This window comes from Catenulispora subtropica (assembly GCF_039531675.1).
Classification (GTDB): domain Bacteria; phylum Actinomycetota; class Actinomycetes; order Streptomycetales; family Catenulisporaceae; genus Catenulispora; species Catenulispora subtropica.
On record NZ_BAAAQM010000043.1, the window covers coordinates 1 to 18,606 of the forward strand.

The 18,606-nt window shown below is 72.0% G+C and carries 13 protein-coding genes; 10 read left to right on the top strand and 3 right to left on the bottom strand.

Annotated features, from left to right (window positions below; genetic code table 11):
- Positions 1–333: 333 nt before the first annotated feature.
- Positions 334–3,051 (bottom strand): ATP-binding protein, encoded by a 2,718-nt coding sequence (locus tag ABD466_RS30340; RefSeq protein WP_344660633.1) that lies wholly within the window; start codon positions 3,049–3,051, stop codon positions 334–336.
- A gap of 178 nt (positions 3,052–3,229) precedes the next feature.
- Between ABD466_RS30340 and ABD466_RS30345 the strand changes: the two genes are divergently transcribed.
- From ABD466_RS30345 to ABD466_RS30355, 3 genes are all read left to right on the top strand, one after another.
- The gene (locus ABD466_RS30345; protein WP_344660634.1) at positions 3,230–3,574 is read left to right on the top strand and encodes a hypothetical protein; all 345 of its coding nucleotides are present in this window, start codon (positions 3,230–3,232) and stop codon (positions 3,572–3,574) included.
- A 105-nt stretch (positions 3,575–3,679) separates the two neighbouring features.
- Positions 3,680–5,317 carry a DUF6351 family protein gene (locus ABD466_RS30350; RefSeq protein WP_344660635.1) on the top strand — a complete coding sequence of 546 codons (1,638 nt, stop codon included), beginning with the start codon at positions 3,680–3,682 and terminating at the stop codon, positions 5,315–5,317.
- 48 nt (positions 5,318–5,365) lie between these two features.
- The gene (locus ABD466_RS30355; RefSeq protein WP_425558791.1) at positions 5,366–5,929 is read left to right on the top strand and encodes a DUF308 domain-containing protein; all 564 of its coding nucleotides are present in this window, start codon (positions 5,366–5,368) and stop codon (positions 5,927–5,929) included.
- Positions 5,930–6,006: 77 nt separating this feature from the next.
- Here the strand turns inward: ABD466_RS30355 and ABD466_RS30360 are convergent, their stop codons facing one another.
- Positions 6,007–8,778 carry an AAA family ATPase gene (locus ABD466_RS30360; RefSeq protein ID WP_344660637.1) on the bottom strand — a complete coding sequence of 924 codons (2,772 nt, stop codon included), beginning with the start codon at positions 8,776–8,778 and terminating at the stop codon, positions 6,007–6,009.
- A gap of 162 nt (positions 8,779–8,940) precedes the next feature.
- Here ABD466_RS30360 and ABD466_RS30365 point away from each other — a divergent pair, with 162 nt between their 5' ends.
- The 3 genes from ABD466_RS30365 (at position 8,941) to ABD466_RS30375 (ending at position 12,849) form a co-directional block, all read left to right on the top strand.
- Positions 8,941–9,780 (top strand): oxidoreductase, encoded by an 840-nt coding sequence (locus ABD466_RS30365; RefSeq protein ID WP_344660638.1) that lies wholly within the window; start codon positions 8,941–8,943, stop codon positions 9,778–9,780.
- Positions 9,781–9,785: 5 nt separating this feature from the next.
- A complete protein-coding gene (locus tag ABD466_RS30370; RefSeq protein WP_344660639.1) occupies positions 9,786–10,649 on the top strand; it encodes an SDR family NAD(P)-dependent oxidoreductase in 864 nt (287 codons plus the stop codon).
- 148 nt (positions 10,650–10,797) lie between these two features.
- On the top strand, positions 10,798–12,849 hold the full coding sequence (locus tag ABD466_RS30375) for an LpqB family beta-propeller domain-containing protein (RefSeq protein ID WP_344660640.1): 2,052 nt from the start codon (positions 10,798–10,800) through the stop codon (positions 12,847–12,849).
- A 74-nt stretch (positions 12,850–12,923) separates the two neighbouring features.
- Here the strand turns inward: ABD466_RS30375 and ABD466_RS30380 are convergent, their stop codons facing one another.
- Positions 12,924–14,162 (bottom strand): S53 family peptidase, encoded by a 1,239-nt coding sequence (locus ABD466_RS30380; RefSeq protein WP_425558786.1) that lies wholly within the window; start codon positions 14,160–14,162, stop codon positions 12,924–12,926.
- 700 nt (positions 14,163–14,862) lie between these two features.
- Between ABD466_RS30380 and ABD466_RS30385 the strand changes: the two genes are divergently transcribed.
- From ABD466_RS30385 to ABD466_RS30400, 4 genes are read left to right on the top strand one after another with little or no spacing between them, the layout of a single operon-like run.
- On the top strand, positions 14,863–15,144 hold the full coding sequence (locus tag ABD466_RS30385) for a hypothetical protein (protein WP_344660641.1): 282 nt from the start codon (positions 14,863–14,865) through the stop codon (positions 15,142–15,144).
- Positions 15,145–15,155: 11 nt separating this feature from the next.
- A complete protein-coding gene (locus ABD466_RS30390) occupies positions 15,156–16,496 on the top strand; it encodes an enoyl-CoA hydratase/isomerase family protein (RefSeq protein WP_344660642.1) in 1,341 nt (446 codons plus the stop codon).
- Positions 16,497–16,535: 39 nt separating this feature from the next.
- Positions 16,536–17,411 carry a hypothetical protein gene (locus tag ABD466_RS30395; RefSeq protein ID WP_344660643.1) on the top strand — a complete coding sequence of 292 codons (876 nt, stop codon included), beginning with the start codon at positions 16,536–16,538 and terminating at the stop codon, positions 17,409–17,411.
- Positions 17,412–17,455: 44 nt separating this feature from the next.
- Complete coding sequence (locus ABD466_RS30400) at positions 17,456–18,184, top strand: hypothetical protein (RefSeq protein WP_344660644.1); 729 nt, start codon at positions 17,456–17,458, stop codon at positions 18,182–18,184.
- Positions 18,185–18,606: the final 422 nt, after the last annotated feature.

Below are 18,606 nucleotides of genomic sequence, written 5' to 3' on the forward strand. Positions count from 1 at the left end.
GCCCGCGCGGGGGGTTGTGATCCCCCAGAGCTGAGGCCCTCGCCGGAGGCGCCTGTTTTTGACTTTACGCAACCACTACACGCTGCCGACAGCCGCCGACGTTCCCGGATAAGCGGCAACGAACTGCGATTCCCAGCGAGCTTTCAACACCATGGCCGAAGGTCGTAATAAGCCTTTGACTTTCAACCCACGGACCAAGCCGCCACCATCACCACACCAAGCCAGGCACGACACCAAGCCACCATCACCAAACCACCGACCCGAACCTCGAACAGCCCAGGCAGGTGCGCTCAGCAGCGCGGCCACCGCCCGGATCAGACGACGCCCGATCACCTACGCCGGCAACGCCGTCCGCAGCTCGCGCCGTGAGCTGATCCCCAGCTTCACGAACACCTTCCGCAGATGCCATTCGACGGTGCGGGCGCTGAGGAACAGCTCGGCCCCGATCTCCGCGTTCGAGCGCCCGTCCCGGGCCCGCCGCGCGATCTGCCGCTCCTGTCCGGTGAGCTCGACGGTCCGCTCGGTCGCCGGCTGCGCGACCGCCACGCCGCACGCGGCCAGCTCCAGCCTCGTCCGCTCGGCGAACGCCTCGGCGCCGATCTCCTGGAACAGGTCGTGCGCCGTGCTGAGCTGTCCGCGCGCTTCCAGGTCCCGGTCCTCGCGGCGCAGCCACTCGCCGTAGACCAGGTGCGCCCGGGCCAGCGCGACCGCGCCGCGGCTGCGCCCGAGCCGGTCGACCGCCTCGCGGTAGAGCTCGTCGGCGGCGGTGCCGTCGCTGATCAGGGCCCGCGAGCGCGCCTCGATCCCCAGGGCCCACTCCGTCCCGCTCGGGGTCGTGGTCCGTGCCAGCCGCTCGACCGCCTGCTCCGCCTGTGCGCGGTCGCCGCTGCGGATCGCCGCTTCGACCAGTTCGGCCTGGGCCCAGGACGCGAACGCGGTCTCGTGGCCGTTCGCGGTGGCCAGGGCCGCGGCGTTCCGGGCCTCCGCGAAGCGGCCGAGGCCGTTCTGCAGCACCGCGTTCGTGTAATGGACCAGCGTGAAGCCGACGCCCTCGCCGCGCTCGGCCGCCGTGGTCTCCACGGCCCGGATCAGCTCCGCCGCCCGGGCCTGGTCGCCGCGCCAGGCCGCCACCGACGCCGCGTCGTAGGCGGGCCGGGCGATCCCGGTCGCCTCGGCGACGGCCTCGGACTCCTCCAGCAGCGCGGCGGCCGCCTTGAACTGCCCGGCGTGCAGGTGGGCCGCGATCCGCTGGGTGAGCGCGACCGGCAGCATGACCAGCGCGCCGCTGTCCCGGGTGTGGCGCAGGTTCAGGCCGGCGACCGCCTCCCACGCCTCGTCGTCCCAGATCTCGTACGTGCCGTGGCCGGCGATCGCCAGCCAGCGCGGCGCCTCGGCGGCCGGCAGTTCGTCGCGCCGGAAGGCGTCCAGGGCCCGGCGCACCAGCGGCGTGCCCTTGGCGTGGCCTTCGGTGAACAGTACGGCGAACGCGTCGAGCAGCAGGTCCTGCGGCCGCGGCTCCCGGCCCGGCGCGGGCGCCGCCATCGCGGCGGCGGCCACCTCGGTCACGGTGGCGCGGTCGGCGAACCGGCCGGCCAGGAGCGCGTAGGTGATGGCGTCCAGGTACGTCTCGCGCGCCAGGACCGGATCGAGCCGCTCGAAGCGCTGCGCCGTCTCCAGCAACAGCACCGGCGCCATGGCGACGTCGCCGGTGACGAACGCGAGATGGCCACGCAGTTGCCCGACGTGTGCCGCTCGCAGATCGTCGGCCGGACCGGACTCCACCTTGTCGAGCAGGACCCGCGCCCCGTCCGGGGCGCCGGCGTGGACCTTGTTGCGGGCCGCGGCGAGTTCGCGTTCGGCGCGCAGCTCGGGGTCGGCGGTCAACGAGGCCGCGCGCTCCAGGAACGCCGCCGCCGCGGCCAGTCCGCCGCGGGCCTGGGCCCGGCCGGCCGAGGACTCCAGTTCGGCGGCGACCTTCTCGTCCCGGTTCTCGGCGGCGTGCGCGAGATGCCAGGCCCGCCGGTCCGGATCGGCCTCCTGGGACGTCGCCTCGGCCAGCGCCCGGTGTACTCGGCGCCGGTCCTCGGCCGCCGCCGAGCGGTAGACGGCGGAGCGCACCAGCGGGTGGCGGAACGCGATCCGCACGCCGATGGTCAGCAGATCCGCTTCCTCGGCGGCGCTCCCGGCCTCGGGGCTCAAGCCGAGTGCGGCGGCGGCCCGCCATATCAGCACCGGGTCGCCGGCCGAGTCGGCGGCGGCGAGCAGCAACAGTTCCTGCGAGTCGGCAGGCAGTTCGGAGACGCGGCGGCGGAAGCTCTCCTCGATCCGGCCGGACAAGGCCGTCGCCTCCAGCAGACCGAAACCGCCAGCCAGCCGGTCCGGCGAGGCGAGCGGCAGTTCCAGCAGCGCCAACGGGTTCCCCCGGGCCTCGGCCAGCAGCGCGGCGCGCACGCCGTCGTCGAGCGGCCAGCGCACGACCGAGTTCAGCAGCTGCTGCGCGGCCTCGGGCCCGAGGCCCTGGACCGTCAGCTCGGTCAGTCCGCGCATGCTGGGCACCGCGTGGCGGCTGGCGATCAGCAGCAGCACCGACTCGGTCCGCAGCCGGCGCGCCACGAAGGCCACCACCTGCGCCGAGGCGTCGTCGAGCCAGTGCGCGTCGTCCACCACGCACAGCAGCGGACGCTCCCGCGCCGCCTCCGCGAGCAGGTTGAGCATGCCGAGGCCGACCAGGAACGGCCCCGGGGTCTCGCCGGCCTTCAGCCCGAACGTCGTCGCCAGCGCCTCGGCCTGCGGGGCCGGCAGCCGGTCGATGCCGTCCAGCAGCGGCAGGCCGAGCTGGCTGAGCGCCGCGTAGGGCAGCTCCATCTCGGACTCCACCCCGGAGACCCGCAGGATCTGCACGTCCGACGCGGACTGCAGCGCGTGGTCGAGCAGAGCGGTCTTCCCGACGCCCGCCTCGCCGAGCATGACGAGGACGTCGCTGCGCCCCTCGCGCATCGACTTCACCAACGCATCCAGCCTCGCGCACTCGGCGCGCCGCCCGAACAGCATCTTGATCTCCCGGAACCGGTTCCGAACCAGGGGGAAAGTCTCGCACAGCGCGTCGAACTGCGCCTTCTCACCTCAACGTGCGGCCCGGGTCGGCCCCACCACTGGCCCACCCCTGGTGTGCCCGGGCCAGGGGTTCCCACGGGCTCGGGCCCCCGGGCCGCCGGGAGAACGTAGCGGCATGGAATGGATGCTCATTGAGGCCTACTGCGCGATGTACTACGGCTCGCCCCGTTCGTCGGAGCCGCAGCCGCCTGCCGAATCCACCCCGACCGAAGTCGACCTGTGGATCACGCGCCAGGCGTACGAGTTCGCGACAGCGCAGAACACGTGCGGCAAGTGCGGTGCGGGTTTTCGCAGGAAGCTGAGCCTGGCCACCGCCTACGACGTCTACAACCGGTCGGACGCCACGTGGCGGATCGGTGTGGCCGCCAGATGCCGGAGTTGGCGACGGCACCGGAGCACCGCCCTCGTCACCGAATTCCGCGGCGGACTCCAGTTCGGGCCTCTACTGAGCGTCAGCTGACTGATGTGACCGCGTAAGAGCGTTGGCCACAGTGAAATCGCCGCCTCGTCCGGCGTGCATCCCCATCCCCATCTGTATCCGCATCCCCCTTCCCAAAGGAGAATCATGAAACGACGGCTTCTGACAGTCGTGGCCGCCGTGCCGGTCGCGGCCGCCGCCTACCTCCCGGTGAGCGCCTCAGCGGACACCTACAACGCCCTGAACGGTTCGGCGGCCTCGAAGGCCACCGGCACCGGCTTCACCTGTTCGTCCTTCACCGTGCCGGCCCCCGAGGGCACCGCGGTGGAGTCGGTGACGGCGGTCGACGTCCCGGCCGGCTCCTACCTGGTTCCCGGTCCGCCCCCGCTGGGCGGCTACTCGGTGCCGGACGTGCCCGCGCACTGCGAAGTGACCGTCACCCTGACCCACCCCGGCGCCGACGACCACGCCAAGGTCTCGGTGTGGCTCCCGTCCGCCGGCTGGAACGGCCGCTTCCAGGCCGTCGGCGGCGCCGCCTACCAGGCAGGCGACCTCGGCGCCGTGGCCGCGCAGGTCAAGCAGGGCTACGCGGTGGCGACCACTGACGCCGGCGTCAGCAACGGCCTGGACGTCAGCTGGGCCCTGCAGGCGGACGGCACCCTGAACAAGGCGTTGCTGGAGAACTTCTCCTCCCGCTCCGCCCACGAGATGGCCCTGGTGGCCAAGCAGGTCATCGCCGACGTCTACGGCAAGCCCGCCGACTACTCGTACTGGAACGGCTGCTCCACCGGCGGACGCCAGGGGTACATGGAGGCCCAGCGGTATCCCACCGACTTCGACGGCATCAACGCCGACGCCCCGGGCATCAACTGGAACCAGTTCGAGGTCGCGACGCTCTGGCCCCAGGTGGTCATGAACGAGACCAAGACCTACCCGACCACCTGCGAGTTCGACGCCTTCAACACCGCGGCCGTCAAGGCCTGCGACAAGCTGGACGGCATCACCGACGGCCTGATCGGCAACCCGGACCGCTGCGACTTCGACCCCCGCCGCCTGATCGGCACCAAGGTGGTCTGCGACGGCAAGGAGATCACGATCACCGCCGCCGACGCCGAAGTCGTCCGGAAGATCTGGGACGGCCCCCGCGACACCCACGGCAAGCGGCTCTGGTACGGCTTGCCGGTCGGCGCCACCTTCGACTATCTGGCCGCCAGCACCACCGGCGCTGACGGCAACCCCGTCGGCTCGCCCTTCTTCGTCCCCTCGGTCTGGGTCTCCACCTTCGTGAAGAAGCAGCCCGCCTTCAACACCGCCGATCTCACCTACGCCCAGTTCGACCAGATCTTCCAGCAGGCCCGCGCCGAGTTCGACCAGACCATCGGCACCCGCGACGCCGACCTGTCCGCCTTCCGCGACGCCGGCGGCAAGCTGATCACCTGGCACGGTGACTCCGACCAGCTGATCCCCACCGCGGGCACCGTCGACTACCGCGAGCGCGTCGAGGCCCGCATGGGCGGCTCCAAGAAGGTCGACGACTTCTACCGCGTCTTCCTCGCCCCCGGCGTCGACCACTGCGGCCTCACCAACGGCCGGTCCGACGACATGGCCGCGCTGACCGCCTGGGTCGAGCAGGGCAAGGCGCCCGCCGTCCTGCACGCCACCCTGCCCACCACCACCGGCAAGACCGTCACCCGCGACGTCTGCCACTACCCGATGGTCTCCCGCTACACCGGCCACGGCGACCCGGCGGACCCCGCCAGCTTCCGCTGCGTGACCCAGCACTGACCGCCCCGATCTGAGCACCCCCATCAAGAAAGCGAGAGGACCATGACCATGTCGGCAGACCGGGCGGTTCGCACCCCCCTGGTGAAGCTCTACCTCAGCCGCGGCATCCTGGCCGTGGTGTGGGCGATCGCCTTCGCCAACGCCCACGACACCCTCGGCGGCGCGGCGATCATCCTCCTGATCGCCTACCCCCTCCTCGACGCGGTGTCCTCCGCCGTCGACTACCGCACCGGCCCCGCCGGCGAGCGCGCCATCACCGCCTTCAACGGCGTCCTGAGCACGCTCGCCGCCGTCGCCCTCGGGATCACCGCGGCGGCAGACAGCGTCAGCGCCGTCCTCGCCACCTTCGGCGCGTGGGCCATCATCTCCGGCGCGGCTCAGGTCACGGTCGGCCTCCGCCGCCGTGGCCCGGAGCTCGGCAAGCAGTGGCCCATGCTGATCGCCGGCGGACTGTCCTTCATCGTCGGAGCCTTCTACATCCTGCAGGCGGCAGGCGACAAGCCGTCGCTGGACGTCCTGTCCGTCTACGCCACCGGCGGCGGCGTCTTCTTCATCGTCCAGGCCGGCCTCCTGGCCTGGAAGACGCGCCGGGGTGAGGTTCAGCCGGTCTGAACCGGGCGCGTGTGAGTTCGGGCCCGCTCCGGGACGGGGGCGGGCCCGAACGCCGTCTTCCGTGACGGGTCCTGGCGTCAGGCGCCCGGACCGTCCTCGGCGGCGTCGTCCCCGGGGAGGGCGTCGGCGAGTTCGCGGCGGGACGCGATCCCCAACTTGGTGAAGATCTTCCGCAGGTGCCACTCGACGGTACGAGGGCTGAGGAACAACTGCGCGCCGATCTCCGCGTTGGAGTCGCCGGCCACCGCCAGGCGCGCGATCTGGTTCTCCTGCGGAGTCAGAACCGGTGCGCCGACGGTGCGCTTGCGGACGGTCTCGCCCGTGGCCCGCTGTTCGCGGCCGGCGCGTTCGGCGAACGCCTCCATGCCCATGGCGGTGAAGGCCTCGTGCGCCGACCGGAGCTCGGCCCGGGCCTGGGCGCGCCGGTTCTGGCGGCGGAGCCACTCGCCGAACAGCAGACGGGTCCGGGCTTCGAAGGCACCGAGCGCGCCGCCGGCGAAGTGCTCGATCGCGGTGCGGAACCGGGCTTCGGTCTGTTCGGCGTCCGCCTGGTCGCCGGACGCGCCGACGAGGGCGTCGGCGAGCGCGTGGGCCCCGAGGGCCCACGGTGTGCCGGCGCTGCTCCACGCGGCCAGCTGCTCGCGGGCCTGCGCCGCCGCGGCCGGGGCCCCGGAGCGGGCTGCGGCTTCGACCAGCTCGGTGAGCGTCCAGTGGTGCACGGACATGTTCTGATACGCGATGCCCCGTAGCGCGGCCTCCATGGCGAGCGGGTAGTTGCCCAGGCCGTTGTAGACCACCGCCCGCGCGTACTCGGCCGCGCCGATCAGCCGTCCCAGGCCGCGCTGACGGCCGTCGCGCTCCAGGACCTCGATGAGTTCCAGGGCTGTCTTCTCGCGGCCGCGGTACGCCTCCAGCACGACCGCGGCGACGATGTGGGAGGTCTGCCCGGTGAGCTCGTCCGCCTTCTCGGCCTCGACCAGCACTTGCCAGGCCTCGGAGAACCGTCCCGAGTGCCCCAGCGCGACCGTCCGGTTGGTCAGCGCCGTGGGGAGGACCGACAGCTGGCCGGTCGCGTCCGCGAACCGTGCCGCGCGCTCGCTGATGTCCAACCACATCGCCACGTCGCCCAGCACCACGGCGGCGTTGATGGCGAACCACAGCAGGCCGGGGACGTCGTCGTCGGAGAACGCGTGGAGGGCCTGCCGCAACAGCGGCACGGCGTCGTCGAACCCGTCGGTGGCCCACGCGGCGAAGGCCCGCAACAGGATCCCCGCCAGTTCGTCCCCGGCCGGCAGGTCGGCGGCCGCCTTCGCGATCCGCCGCAGCTCGCCGGTATCCAGCCGACCGGCCCAGATCCCCGCCCCGAGCGCCGCGAGGTGGGTCTCCCGTGCCGCCGCCGGATCCAGCGCCGCCAGCTGCTTGGTGGCGGCCACCAGCGGCTCGACCGCGTCGGCTCCGGGATGGAGGATGTACGACGCCTGAGCGCGCAGGCGTGCGGCGTCGGCCTGCTGCGCGAGATCCATCGGTCCCAGCTCGGCGACGTCGAGCAGGTCCGGCACGCGCGCCGGGACGCCCGCGTCGAGCAGGGCCCGGCCGGCGGCGAGGGCACGGCGGGTCCGGTCGGCCGGATCGGGGGTGAGAGCGACGGCGCGCTCAAGGAACACGGCCGCGATCGGGCGGCTCACGGACGTCGCGGCCGAGTGACCCCCGGCTCCAAGGGCCCGGTACGCCGAACGCTGCAGCGCCGCCGCGGCTCGTTCGTCCGCTCCCACCGCGGCCTGCGCCAGGTGCCAGGCGCGCCGGTCAGCTGCCCCGTCGGCGTCGGTCGCGTCGGTCGCATCGGTCGCGTCGGTCGCGTCGGCGAGTGCGCGATGCACGGCCCGAAGTGTGGCCGCATCCGTCTCGCGCCACACGACGCGGCGCAGCAGCGGGTGCCGGAGCTCGGTGGCGTCCGGTGAGATCCCCAGCTGGTGCGCGGCCCGCTTCAGCAGCTCCGTGTCTCCGGTCGGCTCGACAGCCCTGAGCACCAGCAGGGTGCGGGCGTCGGCCGGCAGTTCGGCCAGCTGCCTCGCCAGCTCCGCCTCGACCCGCGTCACGGGCCGTCCACCGGCCCCGCCACCCGCCACGCCTGCGAACCCGAAGGCCAGCTCCGCAGGCGACACCTCGCGCGCCAGGTCCAGCAGCGCGAACGGGTTCCCTTCCGCCTCCGCGACCATCCGGTCCCGCACCCGCGGAGCGAGCGGAGCCGCCGGCGTCGCGTCGAGCAGGGCCCGGGCATCCCCGTCCGCGAGCCCGCTCACCAGCAGTTCCGGGAGCCCGGACCAGCCCTCGTCGCACCGCTCCGCGGCGAGCACCAGCGCCACCGGCGCCGCGTCCAGCCGTCTCCCGACCGCCGCCAGCAGCTCCCGCGACGGCTGGTCCAGCCACTGCGCGTCGTCGACCAGGCACACCAGCGGGGCATCCGCCGCGGCCGCCGTCAACAGCCCGAGCAGCGCAGTCTCCAACAGCCGTTCTTCTGGTGCCTTCCCGCCGCTCAGCCCGAACGCGACGCTCAACGCCTCCCGTTCGGCCGAGGCCAGCTCATCGAGGTGCGGCAGCAGCGGGTCGCAGAGGCGCTGCAGGGCCGAATAGGCGAGATCGGACTCGGCCTCGACGCCGCCGGCTCGGATGACCTGCATCTCCCCGGCTTGGGCAGCCATATGACCCAACAGTGCCGTCTTTCCGATGCCGGCGTCGCCGCGCAGCACCAGGGCCCGGCCGCGCCCGTCGCGCACCGCGCGCAGCAGGTCGTCCAGGTGGTCCTGCTCCCTCTGCCGCCCTAGCAGCCGATGTCTTGCGTCCTGAGCCATGGATCCCCCGGCACGTGTCCTTCTCCTGGAGGAGCTGCGCCCATCCTACGAACCGCATTTCGACGGGGCATTTTCTCGGCGTCATATGACCGATGTGGGAGGTTCCGCGCCGGGAGACAGTGGGAGCTGGAAGATCTCGTGCAGATAGTGAAAGGAATTGACATGTCTCGCACATGGCTGATCACCGGTGCGTCCCGGGGCTTCGGGAGGAGCCTGGCGGAGGCGGTCCTGGCGGCCGGGGACCGGCTGGTGGCCACAGCCCGGCGGCCCGAGCAGCTCCAGGACCTCGCCGCGCAGTACGGCGAGCGGGTCCGCACCGTGGCCCTGGACGTCACCGACCCGGCCGCCGCCCGCACCGCGGTCCAGGCCGCGGTCGACGCCTTCGGCACCCTGGACGTGGTGGTGAACAACGCCGGCTACGCCAACAGCGGCCCCATCGAGGAGATGGCGGAGAAGGACTTCCGCGAGCAGTTCGAGGCGAACTTCTTCGGCGTCTACAACGTCACCCGCGCCGCCCTGCCCGTGCTGCGCCGCCAGCGTTCGGGCGTGTTCGTGCAGTTCTCGTCCGTGGGCGGCCGCGTCGGCGGGACGCCGGGCATGGGCGCGTACCAGAGCGCGAAGTTCGCGGTCGAGGGCTTCTCCGAGGTGCTGGCCAACGAGGTCGCGCCGTTCGGCGTGAAGGTCGTCATCGTCGAGCCCGGCGGCTTCCGCACCGACTGGCAGGGCTCCTCCATGGTGCTGCACGAGGTCGGCGCCGACTACGACGAGACCGTCGGCGCGCTGAACCGCTACCGCGCCGCGAACGACGGCACCCAGCCCGGCGACCCGGCCCGCGGCGCCCAGGCGATCATCGCCGTGGTGGCCCACGACGACCCGCCGCGCCGCCTGCTGCTCGGCAGCGACGCCCTGAAGCTGGCCCTGGACACCGGTGAGGCCCGCCAGGAGGAGGCCCGCAAGTGGGCCGACTTCAGCCGGTCCGCAGACTTCGCGGCGGGGGAGTGAGGACGATGGCCGAGAACCGCAGAACCTGGCTGATCACCGGCGCCTCCAGCGGACTGGGCAAGGCGCTGGCCGAGTACGCGCTGGCGCGGGGCGACCAGGTCGTGGCGGTCGCCAGCTCGACCGCGGCCACCACCGAGCTCGCCTCGCGGTACCCCGGGACCGCGCTGGCCGTCCGGCTCGACGTCACCAGCGCCGAGGACCGGGCCGCCGGCGTCCGGGCCGCCGAGGAACGCTTCGGTGGCATCGACATCCTGGTGAACAACGCCGCGATCGACTTCATCGGGGCGCTGGAGGAGCAGGAGGAGGCCGACTACCGCAGGCTCTTCGAGGTCAACTTCTTCGGCGCGGTCGAACTGACACGCGCGGTGCTGCCCGGCATGCGCCGCCGCCGCACCGGCACCGTCGTCAACGTCTCCTCGATGGACGGCCTCGCGAGCCTGCCGGCCAACGGCTTCTACTCGGCCAGCAAGTTCGCCCTCGAAGGCTTCACCGAGGCGCTCTGGCAGGAGATCGAACCCCTGGGCCTGCACGCGATGGTGATCCAGCCCGGCTCCTTCCGGACCGGTATCGAGCACCGCACCAAGGCGTCCGGCACCCCGATCGACGACTACGCGGCCACCGCCGGCGCCTTCCGCGCCATCGTGGACCAGCTCACCCCGGAGATGTTCCCCGGCGATCCGGACCGGGCGGCCGAAGCCGTCTACCGGGAGGCGACGTCCGCCGAACCCCGGCACTGGGTGGTCCTGGGCAGCGACGCCCAGCGCCGCATCGGCGCCAAGCTCGATCAGCTGCGCGCCGAGTTCGACGCGGGCAAGGACGTCGCGCTGAGCACCGACTTCCCCGGGAGCGCCGACAACGCCGTGCTGTGAAGGGGTGGCGTGGGAAACAGGGCTCTGCGGTAGCCGGACGGATGACCCGGCGCATCGCCTGGGCGCAGGAGGCCGATCCGCAGTCGAGGTTCGAACCCTGATTCGCTAACCTCTTCACCGGATCGTCCACAACGGGGAGGGGCTCGTCGTGTCATCTCGTCGTCGGCGCCTGGCCGCGGCCGCCGGGCTGATGCTCGGTACGGCCGCTGGGGCCGCCACTGTCAGCGCACCCGCACATGCTGCGCCCTCGTATCAGAACGGCGTGATCGCCGTCGCCACGCAGGGTGCGACCTTCTGGACCGTGTTCGACGCCGACGGGGCCGACCCGCGGCGGATCACACCTTCCGGCGGCGGCTTCGCTTCCGGAACGGCCGGGTTCGACTCGGTCGCGTACTCCCCCGACGGAAAGCGGGTGGCCTTCGTCGCCGGCGCGACCGGTCCGGTGACGGCGGCGAACTCCGGGCTCTGGGTCGCCGACGCCGACGGGACGCACGCCCACCGGCTCGACGACCACTGGCTCACGGAGAAGCCGGCCTGGTCGCCCGACAGCACTACGGTGTACGCCAGCCACGGCACGCTCGGCGACGGCATCCCAGGGCTGAGCGTCTATCGATACCGGGCCGACGGCGGAGCTCCCGGCGTCCCCGCGTTCTCCGACCCGGGATGCGCCGACTACCGGCCGCAGGCGACGCATCAGGGCTTCCTGTTCGTCGAGCGCGTCTGCGGCGCCAAGCCCGGGACGAACACTCAGCCCGGCGACCTGGCGCTGCTCCGGCCCGGGGACCGCGTACCGGTGCCGGCCGGGAGTTTCTGGAATCCGGTGGTCAGCCCGGACGGTGCGCGGGTCGCCTCGCTGGCACAGGACCAGGTGCCCGGGAACCCGAACCACTTCGTCCAGGGCGTCACGACCAACTACCTGGGCAGCGATCTGACGACCCTGCCGATCGCCACAGTCGCCGAGGGCCACGACATCGGTGCCGTGGGCTATCGGCCGAGCGGCGACGTGGTCTTCGCCGACCGGTACACAGGTACCGCGCCCGGTGACACCGCGCAGGTCTCGCTGTCGGCGATCACGGTCGTCGCGGACGAGCAAGGCGCCGCCCCGCACGTGCTCGCCACGGTCGTCGGCGCGGTGACGTCGATCGACGTCCAGCCCGGCGCACCGCTGTTCGGGGCGCGTCCGGTCGCCGACCGGGTCGGGGGCGGCGACCGCGTCGCCACCTCCGTCGACGCCTCCCGCTGGACCTACGACGCCTACGGCACCGGCGGCCGCCAGGCGAACTCCGCGGTCCTGGCCCGCAGCGACACCTTCGCGGACGCCCTTGGCGGCACCGCGCTCGCGCTGCAGAAGGCGGGGCCGCTGCTGCTGACGCCGACCGGCTTGCTGGATCCGGACGTCGCCAGGGAGCTGACCCGCATCCTGCCGCCGCACACGACCGTCTACATCCTCGGCGGCACCAGCGCCATCAGCCCCGCGGTCGAGGCGAAGGTCAAGGCCCTGGGCTTCATGGTGCGGCGCCTCGGTGGCGCGAACCGCTACGCGACGGCGGCCGCGATCGCCGACGAGATCGACGGCTATTCGGCCGACACGATCATGATCGCCACCGGAGCCGACTACCCCGACGCCCTCGCCGCGGGGGTGGCGGCGGGCCAGAACCGTCTGCGGATCCTCGGCCGGCAGGGTGGAGTGGTGCTGCTGACGGACGGCGCGTCCATGCCCCCGGAGACCGTCACGTACCTGGAGCACGTGAACCCGCACGTGGTTCACGTCTACGCGGTCGGCGGCCAGGCGGTGAAGGCGGTCGCCAAGGCCCTGCCGGCGCTGGCCCCCTCGGTCACTCCGCTGGCCGGCGCAGACCGCTACGAGACCGCCGCCAAGGTCGCGAACTCCGACCTCTTCGGCGGCGGCGCCCCCGGCCGCTACACCATGGTCGGCATCGCCACCGGACGGAACTGGCCCGACGCCCTCTCCGGCGGCGCGCTGATCGGTGAGCAGGGCGGCCCGCTGCTGCTCGCGGACGCCGACGGTGTGGTCGGCGCCGAGAAGGCGATCCTCACATCCGGCGGTCTGAAGGGCCTGGCCGTGTTCGGTGGACCGGCGGCCGTTTCCGACAGTGCTCTGACTTCGGCGGCGAACCTCGCGTTCGGCCCGGGGGCGTGGGACCAGAAGACCGACCGGCTGGCCCCTTCACTGCCGTAGCGCCCCAAGAGCGAGGAGCCGGATCCCCTCGGGGGTCCGGCTCCTGCGTTCTCAGATCAGCGCAAGCGGAAGACTCAGCCGGTGAACGCGGCCAGACCGTTCGGTGTGCCGAGGCCGGTGGGGCCGTCGTAGCCGGTGCCGCCGGTGCAGAGGTAGGACGGCGAGCAGGTGCCGTTGCTGCCGGTGGTGACGTCGTTCAGCGCGGAGGTGTGCGCGTAGGCGTCGGCCGCCGGGACGGCCGCGCTCGGAGTGCCGGCCAGGGCGTAGACCGAGGCGATGATCGGGGAGGAGGCCGAGGTGCCGCCGTAGACGGCCCAGCCGGTGCCGCCGTAGGTCTGGTAGACCGCGACGCCGGTGGCCGGGTCGGCGACCGCGGAGACGTCGGCGACGGTCCTGTTCGAGCAGCCGGTGTCCTTCTGCCAGCTGGGCTTGCTGTCATACGCCGAGCAGCCCGAGCCCGCGCCTTCGCCGGCCTTGGTGTACCAGACCGACTCGCTCCAGCCGCGGGTGCTGGAGTCGCGCTTGAGCGCGGTGCCGCCGACGGCGGTGACATTCTTGGACGCGGCGGGGTATTCCACGCCGTAGGCGCCGTCGCCGGAGGAGACGGTGATGGCAACGCCGGGGTGGTTGAAGTAGGTGGAGTCGTAGCTGGTGTCGGAGGAGGACTCGCCGCCGCCGTAGCTGTTGGAGACGAACTTCGCGCCCATGCTGACCGCGGTGTTGACCGCGGTGCCCAGGTTGGTCATGGACGCGGTGGACGCCTCGACCAGGATGATGTGGGCCTTCGGCGCGATCGCCGAGACCATGTCCAGGTCCAGTGAGATCTCGCCGGCCCAGCCGCTGTTGTTGCGCGGCAGCTTGCTGCCGCCCTTCTGGTTCACCTGCTTGAAGCAGCCGGAGGCCGAGGTGCACGCCGGCAGGCCGTACTGGGCCCGGTAGGTGTTCATGTCGGCTTCGGCGTTCGGGTCGTTGTACGCGTCCACGATCGCGATGGTCTGCCCGGCGCCGCCGTCGGCCGGCAGGTTGTACGCGGACAGCAGGTCCGCCGGGCCGAGGCCGGACGGCGTCGCGTTCGGCGTGACGCCCAGCGCCTTCACCTTCTGCGACACGTTGGTGACCTTCAGCGCGTGGCAGGCGGCCATGCCCGGCGCCGGCGCGTCGCAGGCCCGGGTCCACGGGGCCTTCGCGCCGCCGCTGCTCGAGCCGGCCGCGTTGGCGCTGGTGGCCACGGCGGCCGCGGACACGCCGAGCGCGACGGCTCCGGCCAGGGATATCACGGCGCGACGGCCGGTCGGGCGCAGGATGGAACGCAAGGTACTGCCTCCTGATCGAGGGGTGGGGGCCCGTGCGCACGGGGGACCGTCCCAGGGCGTGGTGGGCGCCCGGGCCGGCGGATCCGGTGGGGTGGTTCACGGTGCCGCCCCGCGGTGGCAGCGCGGTTGAAATTAGTGAAGGGTTAACTGGCTGACAAGGGGCCTGGAGAAACTTTGCTTATCTATGACGATCCGTGTGGCTACCGAACGTGATCGGCGCTCAGGCCGTGCATCAGGGTTTTGACGATGCGCTCGGCATGTCCGTCCGGCGTCCGGCGCGGAGCTCAAAGCACGGAACGCGCGCCGCATCGTGTCGACGGCGATCACGGTGCCGGTCGTGTCGTCGGCGGCGACCGCGACACCGCCTGGAGTGACCCTGGCGTGAGGCCGTTCTGCGGGACGAAAGTTGAGTCATGCAGGCGAACACGCACTGTCGGGGGTCGTGACCGCGCTGTCAGCACCCTGGCTGGTGCCATCAGGTGACGCCGCACTGACGAAGCGTCGTCGCCCCAGGTCGCGCCGCCCGCCGAAAACCACGGGGACCGGTCCCGGCGGGCGCGTGAAAAGCTGTCCGCCTACTCGGACTTGTTCATTGTGGGTAGACTGCCGCGCGTCTGCTCCGGCGTGGCTCACGCCCGCCACCTAGGTATCGTGTCAGGGGTGCGCGGCTCGGCGCATTCACGGGGAGGGCCCTGAGACAGTGAGTGACCTGCACATCAGCGCACAAGTGCTGAACGAACTCCGTTCCACGCTGACCAAGATCAGCACCGATCTGGACGGCGCGTGCCGCCAGCTCCGCAGCGCCGACGCGACCGGAGTGGGCGCCGACCCCCTGGTGCGCCGCGTGCACGACTTCGCCGACGAGTGGCACTACGGCATCGGCCAGATCGGCAAGCACGCCGACGACTGTGTGTCGATGCTGGACCAGATCGGCAAGGCGTTCGACGACGCGGACAACAAGCTCAAGACCCAGCTGGCGTAGGGGGACCCGCCATGACCACGACGCGCAACCTGCCCGCGCTCGGCTTCGACCCGACGCCCGGCAACGTCTTCGCGACCCGCGACCTGGGCCGCGCGCTCGGCAACATGAGCACCGAGCTCGGCACCATCCTGTCGAACATCGACGGCGCCGACCGCGGCTCCTGGCAAGGCAAGTCCGCCGACCAGTTCATGAGCCACCTGAACGACGACCTCAAGCCGGCCGTCCAGAAGTGCCACGAGTCGTTCCAGCAGGCCAGCAGCCTGCTCTACCGGTGGGCCGACCAGCTCGACGGCTTCCAGGCCGAGGCCGACCGCCTGGAGCAGGAGGCCGAGACCAAGAAGGGTGCGGTGGACGCGGCCAAGACCACCGCCTACGGCCCCGGCGGCCAGCCGCACCCGACGCCGGCCCCGTCCGGCAGCGACCAGGCCGCGCAGGACGCCAAGAACCAGAAGGCCCTGCACGACGCGCAGGACGCCATGAGCGACGTCATGCGGCGCGCGCACGACCTGCACGACCGGTTCATCGACGCCGCCAAGACCATCGCCGACCAGCTGCACCACGCCGGCCAGATGGCGCCCGGCAAGCCCGGTCTGTTCGACTCGATCGTCGACGGCATCGGCAACGCCTTCAAGGACGCCTGGAAGTGGGTCGAGGACCACGCCGACGTCATCAAGTTCATCGGCGACATCCTCAGCGACATCTCCGGGGTCCTGGGCATCCTGGCCATCATCTGCGCGCCGTTCGAGCCGCTGGGCGCGATCTTCGCGGTGGCGGCCATCGCCACCAGCGCCGCCGCGCTGCTGACGCACCTGGTGGCCAAGGCCGCCGGCGCGGACGTGAGCTGGCTGAGCATCGGCGTGGACGCCCTGGGCGTGCTGCCGGGCATCGGCATGTTCGGCAAGGCGGTGAAGGTCGCCGACGAGGCCACCGCGGTGGCCCGGGCCGGCGCGCTGACCTCCAAGCTGGGCAAGACCTTCGAGGCCGGCGTCGAGGCCGGGCACGACATCGTCGGCCTGGCCAAGGAGGGCAAGGCGGCGCTGAAGATCCCGATCGGCTTCGGCAAGCAGGTCGCGGTCTGGGGCGAGCGGACGGCCAACGTCGTCACCCACGACGGCAGCTTCATCAGCCGCGCGCAGAGCGTCATCGAGGCCTCCTACCGGCCCGGCCAGCTGGTCGGCACCAAGGCCCTGAACTGGATCCCGAAGGTCGCCATCGACCCGATGGGCGCCCTGGGCCGCACCATCGACGCCGGCATCAAGATCGCTCCGAAGATCTACTTCCTGCCCAAGGGCATCCATGACGACATGGAGAAGATCAGCATCGGCCACACGTTCCACACGTTGTTGACGTAGGCCGGCTCGCACCTCAGCACAGAACGCTTGGAGTCCCCGATGGACTGGTATCCCGAATCCGGCGAGACGCCGCTGTTCCGCGGCGGCGCCTCCTTCGCGTCCGGCCGTGCGCCCAAGGTCGCGGGCAAGCGGTGGTTCCGCGACGACCAGGGTCACGACATCGGGGACTCGCTGCCCGGCTGGCCGCCGGCACCGGTCCACGAGAAGAAGGGCGAGAAGGCGGTCAAGGCCGGCAAGTCGCTCGGCTTCCTCGGCAAGGCGACGGCGGCCGTCGTCGGCGGCACGATGGAGTTGCTGGGCGGCGCCGGGGCCGGCTCCATGATCAACATCAAGGGCCCGGACGGCAGCACCCCGGACGACCCCGCCCTCGAGGTCGAGGACTTCCCGGTGTTGTTCGCCCCGTTCGGCACCGCGGCCGGCACCGTGCCGTGGCTGCTGGACCCGGACCGCCGGCCGCAGAACTACCGCACCAGCCTTCAGCTGACCGACCGCCGGCTGCTGTTCCTGGGCGGCGCCGCGGTGGGCCAGCCCGCCGAAGTGCTGTGGCAGGCCCCGCTGAACCAGGTCGCGGGCGCCCGACGGCACGCGTTCTCCACCACCGGCTCCGACGTCACCATCGGCTTCACCGACGGCTCGTGGATCCGCCTCGACCTCGGCAGCAAGGGCTGTGCGGACAAAACGGTGTGGGTGCTGAGCGGCAACACCCAGCCGGTGGAGCTGACCCCGGCGCAGCAGGCGTGGGCGGTCAAGTACACCGAGCGCATGCCCGGCACGATCGAGCCGGTGGCGACCCCCGTCCCCGGCGCGGCGCCCGGGACACTGTCCATCGAGATCATCGTGCACCGCGACGCGGAGCACTTCCTGAAGGCCGGACCGCTCACGGTGGACGCCGAGGGCAAGCCGGTCATCGGCTGAACGCGAACCTTCGGGCCCAGACACATCCGACAGCGGGGAATCCCATGAGCATCGACACGAACCAGGCACCGACCACCGTCGGCGACCTCGACGAGACCGGCATAGCCCAGGTCTTCCAGCGCAACGCGGCGGTCGACATCCCGCCCATGCACTTCGAGGTCCCGGTGAACTTCCTGGCCTATCCCCTCCAGGAGGACCCCGCCGAACGCGACGCCGCGGCCTACGCCTTCGCCCGCGAGCTGTACAAGAACGGCGACGAGGAACTCTGGCGCAACGCCGCCCCCGCCATCGCCGCCATGGGCGAGATGAACGCCGGCGCGGGCATCGGCTGGGCCGGCATGGGCGTCTTCGACAACGAGCAGGGCGGCGTGGCCAGCTGCACCCTCACCGTCGCCGCCACCGAGTCCGACCACATGGACCCGGAGATCGCGGCGCTGGGACTCCGCGAGGCTCTGGTCCGGGACGAGTTCAACGACTCCCGATGGCTCAACCTCCCGTGCGGCCCGGCGGTCTCCCGCATCACCGTCACGAAGTACACCGTCGACCCCGAACTCTCCGCCACCGGCGAAGCGGCGGAACTCGTCCAGGGCCAGATCCAGGTCTACGTCCCGTTCCCGACCGGCCCCTGGCTCGCGATCCTGACGATGCAGAGCGCGAACATGGAGGCGTGGGTCGAGTTCAGCCAGATGATGGCGATGATCGTGAACTCGATCAGCTTCCCGGGGGCGGCGGGGCAGGCCGCGGTGCCCGGGCAGGCGACCGCGGCCGAATAGGTCAGGGCCAGAGGCCCGAAGAACTTCCGCAGATCCCCCACCAGCACATCAGGACACTCCATCGCCGGGAAGTGCTGCCCCCGCTCGAACTCGCTCCAATGCGCGTCCGGCGCGGTCGGCACCAGCTTCCGGACCGTCGCGTCGGCCCCGAACACGGCGAACCCCTGCGGCACCGCGGCCGGCGCGCCCCAGTCGGACGAGTGGAACTGCTCGTAGAGCGTGTGGGCGGCGGAGGCGCCGGCGCCGGTGAACCAGAAGATGCTGACGGTCGTCAGAAGGCCAGCCGACTGCCCCGGCGGGCCCCCGCTTCACCCCGAGGCCCACACCCCCGGACCCCGATATCGCCGCTCGCGTCGACAGCGGAGCCGCCCGCGCCACGTGCCATATTCGCAACCGGCAACGAGGACTCCGGACGAAAGGCC

Bases quoted from the DNA above. Each gene is read 5' to 3' on its own strand.
- ABD466_RS30350 (WP_344660635.1), top strand. From the start codon at position 3,680: ATGAAACGACGGCTTCTGACAGTCGTGGCCGCCGTGCCGGTCGCGGCC.
- ABD466_RS30390 (WP_344660642.1), top strand. From the start codon at position 15,156: ATGACCACGACGCGCAACCTGCCCGCGCTCGGCTTCGACCCGACGCCC.
- ABD466_RS30345 (WP_344660634.1), top strand. From the start codon at position 3,230: ATGGAATGGATGCTCATTGAGGCCTACTGCGCGATGTACTACGGCTCG.
- ABD466_RS30355 (WP_425558791.1), top strand. From the start codon at position 5,366: ATGTCGGCAGACCGGGCGGTTCGCACCCCCCTGGTGAAGCTCTACCTC.
- ABD466_RS30340 (WP_344660633.1), bottom strand. From the start codon at position 3,051: ATGCTGTTCGGGCGGCGCGCCGAGTGCGCGAGGCTGGATGCGTTGGTG.
- ABD466_RS30365 (WP_344660638.1), top strand. From the start codon at position 8,941: ATGTCTCGCACATGGCTGATCACCGGTGCGTCCCGGGGCTTCGGGAGG.
- ABD466_RS30370 (WP_344660639.1), top strand. From the start codon at position 9,786: ATGGCCGAGAACCGCAGAACCTGGCTGATCACCGGCGCCTCCAGCGGA.
- ABD466_RS30360 (WP_344660637.1), bottom strand. From the start codon at position 8,778: ATGGCTCAGGACGCAAGACATCGGCTGCTAGGGCGGCAGAGGGAGCAG.
- ABD466_RS30400 (WP_344660644.1), top strand. From the start codon at position 17,456: ATGAGCATCGACACGAACCAGGCACCGACCACCGTCGGCGACCTCGAC.
- ABD466_RS30395 (WP_344660643.1), top strand. From the start codon at position 16,536: ATGGACTGGTATCCCGAATCCGGCGAGACGCCGCTGTTCCGCGGCGGC.